Raw genomic sequence first — 11,707 nt, 5'->3', positions numbered from 1 at the left:
GGCGCCACCGACAATTTCCGGGGCCCGGGCAGTGCGGTCCGGGCCGGATCCGCTCGTGTGGGTGACCGATCGGCTTAGATCGCGTACTTCCACACGGTCAGCGAATAGGCCGAATACCAGGCCCCGACCAGCACGAAGACGGTCGTCGCGGCGATCATCGTGGACTTCTTGCGACCGGCCAGCCCCATCGCGACGGGCAGCAGGAGCGCGAAGTCCGGAAGCAGGAACCTCGACTTCAGGGCAGGCAGCCCGGCACTGCACAGCACCAGCACCACGACCCCCACCGCGTACGCCGCCAACGGCCACGGAATCCGGTGGCCAGTCACGGAGACGACCGCGAGCGCGATCGCCGCGAGCGTCACCAACACGACGAGCGTCTCCCACGCATTGCCCGAGGTGAAGAGCGTCTGCGTGATCCACTTCCAGGCTTCGGCACCGGCGTCGAAACGCGTGTTCCAGCCGCGAAGCTCCACGTCCTGCCAGCCGGTCAAGCTGCCGGTCTGCACCGCGACGAACATCCAGTACCCGAGCAGCCCGAGCGGCGCGACGAACACGCACACGAGCGCGTTCCACCGCTGTCTGTTCCGCCACACGTCGACGGCCGCGGCGATCACCACGACGGCGACCAGCACACAGGCGGTGGACCGGGTGAGCCCGGCGAACAGCGTCGCGGTAGCAGCGAGGTACCACTTGCGTTCGAGCACACCGACCAGCGCCCACGCGGCGAACGCGGTGAAGAGCGCCTCGGTCATCACCATGCTCTCGGCGATCGCCATCGGCGCGGCGCCCCACAACAGAGCGAGCAGCAGCCCCGCCCGCTGACTGTGGACGCGCTGGCCGATTCGGTACATCGCCGTCGCCGCCGCGATTCCGGCGAGCGTCGACAGGAGGATGCCCGCGCCGAAGTACGACACCCCGGGCAGCTTCTCGAGCATGCCGGTCAAGGCCGGGTACAGCGGGAAATAGCCGTACGCCGCGTCGGGATACGGCAGCCCGGCGGCGTCGAGAGGATTGCTTACGCCGGTGTAGCCGTGCTCCGCGATCTGCAGGTACCACCAGCCGTCCCAGGACTGCAGGCGGTCGCCCAACGGCAGGTCTCGGGGTGCGGCCATGGCGGCGAGCGCACCGAGGCCGACCAGCCGCACCACGAGGTACAGCACTGCCGCGTGCACGTAGCCGGAGCGGCCCCATTTGGCCGCCGCGACCCGCCACGGGTTCGCCGGACCGCCCGCCGCTGACTGTCCGAACTGGTCTCGGCGAGTCTTGTCCACTAGCTCTGTCATTGCCTCCCCGTCCTCGGAAGACGAGACGTTCCGTTGCCTTCCCGGGTTGCGCGCGCCGCGAGTTTCGCGGGTCCGCACGCACGGTGACCGGGCACGTGGCAGCATCTCCGCCAGCGCTGCTTGAGTCGAGGGGAAATTACTGTGCGGATCCTGTCGGTGGACCTCGGGACGTCCAACACCGTTGCCGTCCTTTCCGCGCACGGCAGGCCGCCTCGCGTCGTAGAGGTCGACGGGTCGGCCAACATGCCCTCCGCGGTGTTCGCCGGGGAAGACGGCACGCTCATGGTCGGCCGGGACGCCGAACGCCGCGCGCGCCTCGACCCGACACGGTTCGAGCCCAACCCTAAACGGCGCATCGACGAGCAGACGCTGCTGCTCGGCACAGACGTCGTGCCGGTCAACGAAGCGCTGGCCGCGATCCTGCGCCGGGTGCTCGACGAGACCACGCGCCAGCTCGGCGGCGAGCAGCCGGACGAGGTCCGGCTCACGCACCCCGCGCAGTGGGGCCCGGTGCGCCGCAACGTCCTGCTGAGCGCGGCGCGGCTCGCTGGCATTCGCGGAAACGTAGTCCTCGTGCCGGAGCCGGTCGCCGCCGCTGCGCACTTCGCGTCGTTCCCTGAGCGCGCGTTGGCTCCAGGACAGGCTCTCGCGGTGTACGACCTCGGCGCGGGGACCTTCGACGTCGCCGTCGTCGGCGCGAACCAGAACGGCTACACAGTGCTCGCCGAGGACGGTCTGCCCGACCTCGGCGGTCTCGACGTCGACCAGGCGCTGATGGTCCACGTCGGACGTGAGGTGTCGCACTCGGACCCGCAGCGCTGGCAGCGGCTGCTTCGCCCTGAGTCCACTGCGGACCGGCGTACGCGACGCGCGCTGCAAGAAGACGTGAAGGCCGCGAAGGAAGCGCTGTCTCGGCATCCGCAGACAGAGGTGCCGATGCCGGAGCCGTTCAAGGACGTGCTCGTCACGCGCGGAGAGCTCGAAGGCTTGGTGCGTCCGGCCATGCTGCGCAGCGTGGAGCTGCTTTCGCGGACACTGCGTTCGGCTGGGCTGACCTCGGATCGTCTCGTCGGCATCTACCTTGTCGGCGGTTCGAGCCGGTTGCCGCTGGTCGGGTCGATGATCGCGGAGAAGCTCGGCGTCGTCCCCACGAGCCTTGACCAGCCGGAGACGGCTGTCGCGCTGGGTGCGCAGCACGTCGCTAAAGACGGACTGTCGATGCGTACGCAGAACGTTGAGGGCCAAGTGGCGTCAGGCGCGCCGTACGCGCCGCCTGCTCCGCCGCAAGGCAACTACCCGGCGTACTCGCCGACGCAGCCACAGCCGATGCCGCCGTTCCAGCCTTCGCCGGCACCGTCCAACTTCCCGACGTACACGCCCGCTGCGCCGGAGAAGAAGAGCCGCACCAAGCTGTTGATCGGCATTGCGGCGGCTGTCGTGGTCGTGCTCGCGGCGGGGCTGACCGTGTTCCTCACAACACAAGGTTCGTCGGTTAAGACGTACACCGCTGATGAGTGCCGTACGCCGGGGCAAGCCGACTCGTCCGGACTGACCGGCTGCATGCGTCAGTTGGCAGGCAAGGTCGCTGACAACGGCGGCTGCGCTCCCGGCATGGGCAACGGACCGGCCGCGCCGGCGAAGAGCCTCGGTGCCGCGTCGACGTGCGCCGCGCCGGGACGCGCGGGCACTCAGGTGACGTACGTGCAGGGGCAGTCGGCAGCGGAGCTGAAGCAGTACACCGACGGACTTCTCTCCTCCGCGGGCGGCGACCGCACCGAAGCGGACTGGAAGGGCAATGCCCTCGAAGGCCACTACGCGTCGGCGGCCGGGCAGTCGTCGGCAGTCCTCGTGTTCACCGTGAAGGACCGGCCTCTCGTCGGGTTCCTCTATCAGGTGAATTCCGGCGGACAGGCCGCCACGCCGGGTGCGCTGGCCGACTACTTCGAACAGAACGTCCAGCCGGGGGAGTGATCCGCGGCGGAGCGGGAAAGCTAGCATTCGCCCGATGCGTATCACGGTGTTCCGACGGCTGATGGCCGAGGAGTTCGGGTCCGGACGCGCCGAGATGCTCGCCAAGGACCACGTGTTCAGCGGGCTCGGCGGGCGCACGGTCGAAGAGGCGCTGAGCTCGGGGACGCCGGCCAAGGAGATCTGGCGAGCGGTCTGCGTCGAGTTCGAGGTGCCGCCGGAACGTCGCTGACCTGGGGGTTCCGGTTCCGGAGGCGGCAGCGGGCGAAATCCTCGCCGGATGGGCGTGTCGCTGTAAACCTCGAACACCTGTTCGTCTATGGTGTTGTGCACAACGGGGCCAGCGATCCACAGATCAGTCGCCGCGCCTGGAATTGTCGGTCCCTCCCCGTAGCGTCGGACCGGACAGAGCTTGAACCCCCGGACGAGCTTGATCTGGACAACCGAACAGACACAGGCCCCAACCAGCGAGGTGGACTTCCATGCCAGCAGCACCCGACAAGGACAAGGCGCTCGAACTCGCCCTTGCGCAGATCGACAAGCAGTACGGCAAGGGCTCGGTGATGCGCCTCGGCGAGGACAACCGCCCGCCCGTCTCCGTGATCCCCACCGGCGCGATCGCCCTCGACGTCGCGCTCGGCATCGGCGGCCTGCCCCGCGGCCGCGTCATCGAGGTCTACGGCCCGGAATCCTCCGGTAAGACCACGGTCGCCCTGCACGCGGTGGCCAACGCGCAGCGCAACGGCGGCATCGCGGCGTTCATCGACGCGGAGCACGCGCTGGACCCGGAGTACGCCAGGAAGCTCGGCGTCGACACCGACGCGCTGCTCGTGTCCCAGCCGGACACCGGCGAGCAGGCGCTGGAGATCGCGGACATGCTGATCCGCTCCGGCGCGCTCGACATCCTGGTCATCGACTCCGTGGCCGCGCTCGTGCCGCGCGCCGAGATCGAGGGCGAGATGGGCGACTCGCACGTCGGCCTCCAGGCGCGCCTGATGAGCCAGGCGCTGCGCAAGATGACCGGTGCGATGAACAACTCCGGCACCACCGCGATCTTCATCAACCAGCTGCGCGAGAAGATCGGCGTGATGTTCGGCTCGCCGGAGACCACGACCGGTGGCAAGGCGCTCAAGTTCTACGCCTCGGTCCGGCTCGACGTCCGCCGCATCGAAACGCTCAAGGACGGCGGCGAGCCGGTCGGCAACCGCACCCGGGTCAAGGTCGTCAAGAACAAGATGGCCCCGCCCTTCAAGCAGGCCGAGTTCGACATCCTCTACGGCGTGGGCGTCTCCCGCGAGGGCTCGCTCATCGACATGGGCGTCGACCAGGGCATTCTGCGCAAGTCGGGCGCCTGGTACACGTACGAGGGCGACCAGCTCGGCCAGGGCAAGGAGAACGCGCGGAAGTTCCTGCGCGACAACCCGGACATCGCCAACGAGATAGAGAAGCGGATCAAGGAGAAGCTCAACATCGGCCCGCAGGTCGACGCCGAAGCCGAGGCAGTGCCCGCGCCGGTCGACTTCTGATCCGGGGAGGGGAGGGGATCGGCAGGTTCCCTCCCCGGTGCTCGGGTCTGGTGCCGGGCGGTCGCTGAAGCCTGGGCCTGGTGCGTTTGGCCGCGCCAGGATTTTGGTGAGGTCTCGGCCTGGTGCGGTTGGCTGCGCCGGAATCTTCGGTGAGACGCGCCGGAATCTTCGGTGGGGTCTGGGCCCGGCGCGGTTCGTCGTGACGGGATCCGCGGGCGTGGCGGTGCTCCGGATGCGTCGGCGTCCTGCTGTCTGGTGGGGAGACGATCCCCGGCTGGGTGCGGGATGGCTGAGCGCGGTCGGCAGGTCGTGAACTGATTGCGGCTGGGGTCGGTCGGCGGCGGTGTGCGCGCTCGGCTCGAGGCGGCGGGCGCGCGGGCTTGCCGGTGCCGGGATTCGCTGGCGCGGAGGCTGGTCGCGTCCGGTGTGAGTTTCGTCGGCTGCGATCCGGCTGGCGGAGGCGAGACGGTGCTGAACCGGCGGTGTTCGGCACCGGGTGGGAAACGGTGTGGCGGTGCCGTCGCCCAAGGGCGGCACTGGGAACGGGAGTGTGTCGTGGCCAGGGCGCCGAAGGTCGATCCGATGGAGTTGCCTCCGGAGGAGCGGGCCAAGAAGGCCAAGGAAATCTGCTTCGACCTCCTCGCCGCCCGGCCGCGGGCGGTCGAGGAGCTGCGGCAGACGTTGCAGCGCAAGGGTTTCGACAGCGAGACCACCGAAACCCTGCTCGGCAAGCTCGACCGGGCCGGTCTCGTCAACGACGCCGAGTTCGCCGAAGCCTGGGTCCGCGACCGGCACGCGAACCAGGGGCTGTCGCGCACGGCGTTGGTCGCGGAGTTGCGGCGCAAGGGCGTCGACGACGAGGTCGCCGCACTTGCGGCGGAGGAAGTCGACCGGGAAGCCGAGGAACAACGGGCTCGCGAGCTGGTGCGCAAACGGCTCAGGTCGCTCGGGAACGTCGACGAGCAGACCGCGATCCGCCGGCTGCTCGGGTTCCTCGCGCGCAAGGGCTATCCGCAGGGACTGGCGTACACGGTGATCCGCGACGAACTTCGCGAGTTCGGCGCGGAATCCAGCCTGCTGGACGACGCGACGATCGACTGATCGGGCCCGCGTCACCAAAAAACCCGCCGCCTCCAGGGCGAAGGCGACGGGTTTCCGGTAAGGCTCAGCGCAGCGCGGCGGCTTCGGCGGCCAGCTTCTCGACGGCGGCGAAGTCCTTGGCCGCCAACAGCTTCGACGGCGTCAGCCACGATCCGCCGATGCAGCCGACGTTCGGCAGCGCCAGATACTCCCGCGCCGACGACACCGTGATCCCGCCGGTCGGGCAGAACTGCAGCTGCGGCAGCGGCCCGGCGATCGACTTCAAGAACGCCGCGCCCCCGCTGGCCTCCGCCGGGAAGAACTTCAACGCGCTCAACCCGCGTTCGGCCAGCCGCATCGCCTCCGACACCGTGGCCGCGCCTGGCAGGAACGGCAGTCCGGTGGCGAAGGCGGCGTCCAGCACCGAGTCCGTGCAGCCCGGCGTCACCAGGAACTTCGCGCCCGCGTCGGCGGCCTGCTTCGCCTGCTCCGGCGAGGTCACCGTTCCGGCGCCCACGACGATGTCCGGCACCTCTGCTGCCACCCGCTCGATCGCGGCCAGTGCGACCGGCGTGCGCAGCGTCAGCTCGATCACCCCGATCCCGCCGGCGTGCAGGGCGCGGGCCGTCGGGACCGCGTCGTCGACGTCGTCGATCACCACGACGGGCATCACGGGGGACAGGGTGAGCAGGTCCGTGCCGGTGGTCACTGACCGACCTCCTGGGTCTGGAGAGCGTAGGGGGACGCGTCCATTGTCCCGCTTCCGAATGGCGGAACGCCCCGGGCGAGGTCCAGCTCCGGCGTAAGCGCCCCGAACACGCTCGCGCCCTGGTCAGCCGGGCCGATCGCGCGCCGCAGCGCCCCGAACAGCTCCCGCCCGGTCCCGCTCCACGCGGCCTCCGACGGCGGTGCGTCCGCGAGGTCGCGCCGCGCCAATTCGTCGTCCGCGATCAGTACGTCGAGGGAGCCGGACCGGGCGTCGAACCGGATCATGTCGCCGTCGGCGATCCGGGCGATCGGCCCGCCCACCGCGGCCTCCGGCGTCACCTGAATCGCGGCCGGGACCTTGCCCGACGCACCCGACATCCGCCCGTCGGTGAGCAGCGCGACCCGGAATCCGCGGTCCATCAGCACGCCCAGCGCCGGGGTCAGTCCGTGCAGCTCCGGCATGCCGTTCGCCTGCGGACCCTGTTGCCGCAGCACCACGACCACGTCCCGGTCCAGTTCCCCGGCCTCGAACGCGACCTGGAATCCCTCCTGCGACGTGAACACCCGCGCCGGTGCCTCAATCACGCGGTGTTCCGGGGCGACCGCCGACACCTTCGTGACCGCCCGGCCCAAGTTGCCTTCCACCATCCGCAACCCGCCGTCCGGCGCGAACGGCCGCCACACCGGACGCAGCACCTCCTCGTCGAGGCTGCGCGTCGGCACGTCTCGCCACACCAGTTCGCCGTCAGACAAGATCGGCTCCTGCGTGTACCGGCGCAGACCCGGACCCGCGACGGTGCGCACGTCCTCGTGCAGCAGCCCCGCGTCGAGTAGCGTGCCGACGAGGAACTGGATGCCGCCGGCCGCGTGGAAGTGGTTGATGTCCGCGCTGCCGTTCGGGTACACGCGCGCCAGTAGCGGCACGACCGCCGACAGGTCCGAGAAGTCGTCCCAGCTCAGCTGAATCCCGGCCGCCGCGGCGATCGCCACCAGGTGCATCGTGTGGTTCGTCGATCCGCCGGTCGCCAGCAGTGCCACGATGCCGTTCACGAACGCTTTTTCATCCAGCACCTGAGAAATCGGCGTGTACGCCTCGCCTCGGGACAACTCGACGACGCGTCGGCCAGCCTCTTCGGTCAGTGCCTGGCGCAACGGCGTGTTCGGCGGCACGAAGCTGGCACCCGGCAGGTGCAGGCCCATCACCTCGACCACCATCTGGTTCGAGTTGGCGGTGCCGTAAAACGTGCAGGTACCGGCGGAGTGATACGACGCCGCCTCCGCGTCGAGCAGGTCTTCCCGCGTCGCGAGCCCCTCCGCGTACAGCTGGCGCACGCGGGCCTTTTCCTTATTGGGCAAGCCGGAATTCATCGGCCCGGCCGGCACGAGTACCGCGGGCAGATGCCCGAACGACAGCGCGCCGATCAACAGCCCCGGCACGATCTTGTCGCAGACGCCGAGCAGCAACGTCGCGTCGAACATGTCGTGGGACAGCGCGATCGCCGTCGACATCGCGATCACTTCGCGGCTGAACAGCGACAACTCCATGCCCGGCCGACCCTGCGTGATGCCGTCGCACATCGCGGGCACGCCACCCGCGAACTGCGCGACCCCGCCGGCTTCGCGGACCGATTTCTTCAGCCACGCCGGGTACTCCTGCATCGGCTGGTGCGCGGAGAGCATGTCGTTGTAGGAGGACACGATCGCGACGCCGGGCGCGCGCAGCTGGCGCAGCGCCTGCTTGTCGACGGTGTCCATCGCGGCGAAACCGTGCGCGAGGTTGCTGCAAGCGAGGCCGCGGCGGACCGGCCCCTCCTCGAAAGCGGCCGCGCTGCGGGCGAGGTACGCCGCCCGCGTATCCGCACTGCGCTCGGCGATCCGGTCGGTGACGTCGGCGAGAACGCGGTGCACCGCGGCGGTCGGGTTCGGGCTGCTGCTCATCTCAAGCTCCCGGCTCGTGACGGGTTCGCGAGACGGCGGCGCTGGCGTCGCGGGAACGTGACGGTGCACACGGTAACCCGAAAACCCTCCGGAAACAAAATCGATTCAGAAGGCCCCTATGGGGTGACGATGGCGGAGCTGCGTCGGGCGGGTGGCGCTGGTTCGGGACGCGCGGCTGGTGCCGACGAAGCCGGTGATGCGGCCGTGGAGCTGGGGGCCGACGGCAGGGTGCAAGGACGTGTCGTCTGCGGCTGAGGACACGGGCGACGCGAATAGGTGTTTGCAGTTTGGGACAGGCACTATCCGCCGCTGGAGGTGACGGTGGATGCGAGATTCGGAGATGCCCGCTCCGTACGAGCGCGTTTTGGGTCTGGAATTGCGGAATGCCCGGATCGAGGCGCGCTTCGGTTTGCGCGAGCTGGGCCGGTGGATCGGGGTCGATCCGGCGCTGCTGTCGAGCTGGGAGCTGGGCCAGCGGGTTCCGACGCTCGAGGACGTGGCCGGGATCTTGGGTGCGCTCGGAGTGGTCGGCGAGAAGAAGGCGCGGATCATGGCGTTGACGCGCGAGCTGGCGGGGTCGAGCTGGGTCATGCGCGGGTCGCAGGCGGATACGGCGCATTACGCGATCTTGTCCGGGCACGAACGGTACGCGGAGTCGGTGACGGTGTGGGCTCCGCAGCGGATCCCGGATTTGCTGCAGATCCCCGACTACGCGCGGCTGGTGTTCGGGCCGAGCTTGCGGCAGAAGGAAATCCTGGACCAGGTCGTCGATAACCGCTTGAGCCGCAACAGGATTCTGTTCGGTCCGGAGGCGGTCGAGGCGCAGATGTTCGTCGGGACCGAGGCGCTGCGGGATCACTTCGGCGATGCCGAGGCAATGCTGCGGCAGATGCGGTACCTCATGGAGATTGCGCAGGCGGTGCAGATCCGCCTAGTCCCAAGCGAAGCCGTCACGGAAGGTGCGTTCAGCTGGTACCGGCAGCGGGATGAGACGGAAGTCGTGTACTGCCCGCACGATCGCGCGGGTGTCTTTCTGGTCGGTCGGCAGGCTGCCCCTTATGCGGGAACCATCGAGCGGCTGGCCGAGTCCGCGTTGTCTCGAGCGGATTCCCTGCACCACTTGTCGGCGGCGGCCGCCGGTTTCGCGGAGGAGGTGAAAACCCGGCGGCTGGCGAACGAGGCCGGACTGACGAAGCTCTTGGCGGGGGAGGATCCAGCTGGCTAGCGGAACAGGCGGAAGAACCCGCGCACCTGCTCGACCAGCGACTCCGGCTGCTCCAGTGCGGCGAAGTGACCACCACGGGGCAACTCCTCGAACCAGCGCAGGTCAGTGAACCGCAGCTCGGCCTCCCGCCGCGACGGGCGGGTGATGTCGCGCGGGTAGACCGACAGCCCGGACGGCGCGGTGACCTTGTCCCGGTTGTTGGCGAAGCTCTCCCAATACAGGCGTGCCGACGAGGTGGCGGACGCGGTGAACCAGTAGACCGAGATCTCGTCGAGGATCTGCTGCCGCGACACCGCGTCCTCGGGGTGGCCGTTGTTGTCGGTCCAGGACCAGAATTTCTCGGCGATCCAGGCGGCCTGGCCCGCCGGGGAGTCGGTGAGGCCGTAGCCGAGCGTCTGCGGCCGGGTCGCCTGGATCGCCGCGTACCCCCGGCCGGTGCGCTCGATCTCCTTCTGAGCCTCGAGGCTCGCCCGTTCAGCGGGCGTTGGGTCGTCGAAGTTGCCCAGCGCCACAGACCCCATGTTCAGGTGCACAGCGGCGACCCGCTCGGGCGCTACTTCACCCAATGCGCCGGACACCGCCGAGCCCCAGTCGCCACCTTGCGCGCCGTACCGGTCGTAGCCCAGCGAGACCATCAACGTGTCCCAGGCGCGCGCGGTGCGCGTGAGGCCCCACCCGGTCGTCGACGGCTTGTCACTCCAGCCGTATCCGGGCAACGATGGCGCGACCACATGGAACGCGTCGGCCGGATCACCGCCGTGCGCGCGTGGGTCGGTCAACGGGCCGAGAATCTCTAGGAATTCGAGCACCGAACCCGGCCACCCGTGCGTGAGCACGAGCGGGAACGCGTCCGGCTCCGGCGAGCGGACGTGCAGGAAGTGGATGCCCAGCCCGTCGATCGTGTCGCGGTACTGCGGGAACACGTTCAGCCGCTCGGCGAACCCGAAGTCGTAGTCCTCGGCCCAGCTGCGGCACAGCTCTCGCGCATACGCCAGCGGCAAACCCTGCGACCAGTCGTCCACCGGCTCGCGCTCGGGCCACCGGGTCCGTCGCAATCGCTCGCGCAGGTCCGCGATCTCGGCTTCGGTGACGCTGACCTCGAACGACTCGGCGGACATTGGCGAGGCTCCTTCCCCTGCGGGAGTGTTCCTGCTAGGTATGTTGTGACATGCGAAAGCTCATTTGCATGTAACGCTACGGGTCAGTGAGGAGACACGTCAAATGCAGGATGCGTATCTCAGCTCAGTGGCGGTCCAGACGGCTGTCGACCTGGCCAACACCTTGAGGCCGATCAAGGGAGAGGACGCGCTCGAGACCGTGGAGCAGCTCCGGGAGTTCCTTGACGACCATCCCGTGGCTGCCCCTCCGAGCCCGGCCGCGAACCAAGGGCCGCGGCATCTCGCCCGCGCCGACCTGGCGGAAATCCGCGCGTTGCGCGAGACGGTGCGCGAGGTGGTCGAACGTGCGGCCGCGGACCCGGTCGAAGCCGCGGCCCTGATCAACGACGGCCTGCGTCGCAACCGCGCCACCCCAGTACTGCGCCACGAGGCCGACCGCTGGTGGACCGAGGTATCCTCCGACACCGACCGCTGTTCGGCGCACCTTGCCGCGACTTTGCTGAGCGCACTGGCGTCCGTGATCGCCACACTGGGTCCCGCTCGTCTCGGTGTGTGTGCCGGGCTGAACTGTCGAGCCACTTTTGTAGACCTGTCGCGCAACGGCTCGAAGCAGTACTGCACCCGAAACTGCGCACACCGGGCGAGCGTCGCCGCCTACCGGAGCCGTCGTCGCCCGAGTTGAGCGCTCCTGCCCTTCGAGCGACCTCGCGTCGGCGGCCTGAATTGTGCGGCTGACGGCCCAGAGACGGCCCAGGACGTCCTGATGACGTCCTGGACCCCACTTTCGGCCCCTATCTGGCGAGAAATCCCCAGGTCAACCAGTACAACATGCCCCGCTCTGGTAAATGTGCTACTTGTCAC

The 11,707-nt window shown here is 69.1% G+C and carries 10 protein-coding genes; 6 read left to right on the top strand and 4 right to left on the bottom strand.

The window, feature by feature from the left end:
- Nucleotides 1–74: 74 nt before the first annotated feature.
- The gene (locus tag AB5I40_RS15065) at nucleotides 75–1,283 is read right to left on the bottom strand and encodes a hypothetical protein (protein WP_370939115.1); all 1,209 of its coding nucleotides are present in this window, start codon (nucleotides 1,281–1,283) and stop codon (nucleotides 75–77) included.
- Between the two features lie 141 nt (nucleotides 1,284–1,424).
- Here AB5I40_RS15065 and AB5I40_RS15060 point away from each other — a divergent pair, with 141 nt between their 5' ends.
- The 4 genes from AB5I40_RS15060 (at nucleotide 1,425) to AB5I40_RS15045 (ending at nucleotide 5,878) form a co-directional block, all read left to right on the top strand.
- Entirely contained in the window at nucleotides 1,425–3,254 is a 1,830-nt protein-coding gene (locus AB5I40_RS15060) for an Hsp70 family protein (protein WP_370939114.1), read from the top strand.
- Between the two features lie 34 nt (nucleotides 3,255–3,288).
- Complete coding sequence (locus AB5I40_RS15055) at nucleotides 3,289–3,483, top strand: DUF3046 domain-containing protein (protein WP_370939113.1); 195 nt, start codon at nucleotides 3,289–3,291, stop codon at nucleotides 3,481–3,483.
- A 250-nt stretch (nucleotides 3,484–3,733) separates the two neighbouring features.
- The gene (gene recA, locus AB5I40_RS15050) at nucleotides 3,734–4,777 is read left to right on the top strand and encodes a recombinase RecA (RefSeq protein ID WP_344268023.1); all 1,044 of its coding nucleotides are present in this window, start codon (nucleotides 3,734–3,736) and stop codon (nucleotides 4,775–4,777) included.
- Between the two features lie 582 nt (nucleotides 4,778–5,359).
- Nucleotides 5,360–5,878 carry a regulatory protein RecX gene (locus AB5I40_RS15045; protein ID WP_370939112.1) on the top strand — a complete coding sequence of 173 codons (519 nt, stop codon included), beginning with the start codon at nucleotides 5,360–5,362 and terminating at the stop codon, nucleotides 5,876–5,878.
- Between the two features lie 64 nt (nucleotides 5,879–5,942).
- Here AB5I40_RS15045 and eda read toward each other — a convergent pair whose 3' ends face one another.
- Together eda and edd are read right to left on the bottom strand one after the other, a co-directional pair.
- Nucleotides 5,943–6,566, bottom strand: coding sequence for a bifunctional 4-hydroxy-2-oxoglutarate aldolase/2-dehydro-3-deoxy-phosphogluconate aldolase (gene eda, locus AB5I40_RS15040; protein WP_370939111.1), 624 nt, complete (start codon nucleotides 6,564–6,566; stop codon nucleotides 5,943–5,945).
- Entirely contained in the window at nucleotides 6,563–8,503 is a 1,941-nt protein-coding gene (gene edd / locus AB5I40_RS15035; RefSeq protein ID WP_370939110.1) for a phosphogluconate dehydratase, read from the bottom strand. The genes eda and edd overlap by 4 nt, the downstream gene beginning before the upstream one ends.
- A gap of 325 nt (nucleotides 8,504–8,828) precedes the next feature.
- Between edd and AB5I40_RS15030 the strand changes: the two genes are divergently transcribed.
- Complete coding sequence (locus AB5I40_RS15030) at nucleotides 8,829–9,728, top strand: Scr1 family TA system antitoxin-like transcriptional regulator (RefSeq protein ID WP_370939109.1); 900 nt, start codon at nucleotides 8,829–8,831, stop codon at nucleotides 9,726–9,728.
- On the opposite strand, the gene AB5I40_RS15025 is transcribed toward AB5I40_RS15030, so the two are convergent.
- Nucleotides 9,725–10,846, bottom strand: coding sequence for an epoxide hydrolase family protein (locus AB5I40_RS15025; protein WP_370939108.1), 1,122 nt, complete (start codon nucleotides 10,844–10,846; stop codon nucleotides 9,725–9,727). The two genes, AB5I40_RS15030 and AB5I40_RS15025, sit on opposite strands and share 4 nt — an antisense overlap.
- A gap of 103 nt (nucleotides 10,847–10,949) precedes the next feature.
- On the opposite strand from AB5I40_RS15025, the gene AB5I40_RS15020 reads away from it, so the two are divergent.
- Nucleotides 10,950–11,528: an ABATE domain-containing protein gene (locus AB5I40_RS15020; protein WP_370939107.1), complete on the top strand. Its 579-nt coding sequence runs from the start codon at nucleotides 10,950–10,952 to the stop codon at nucleotides 11,526–11,528.
- The last annotated feature ends 179 nt before the right edge of the window (nucleotides 11,529–11,707 follow it).

The sequence above is a fragment of the Amycolatopsis sp. cg13 genome (assembly GCF_041346965.1).
Taxonomy (GTDB): domain Bacteria; phylum Actinomycetota; class Actinomycetes; order Mycobacteriales; family Pseudonocardiaceae; genus Amycolatopsis.
The sequence above is the reverse complement of the archived record's forward strand: the minus strand, read 5'-3'. Positions and strand labels throughout refer to the sequence as shown.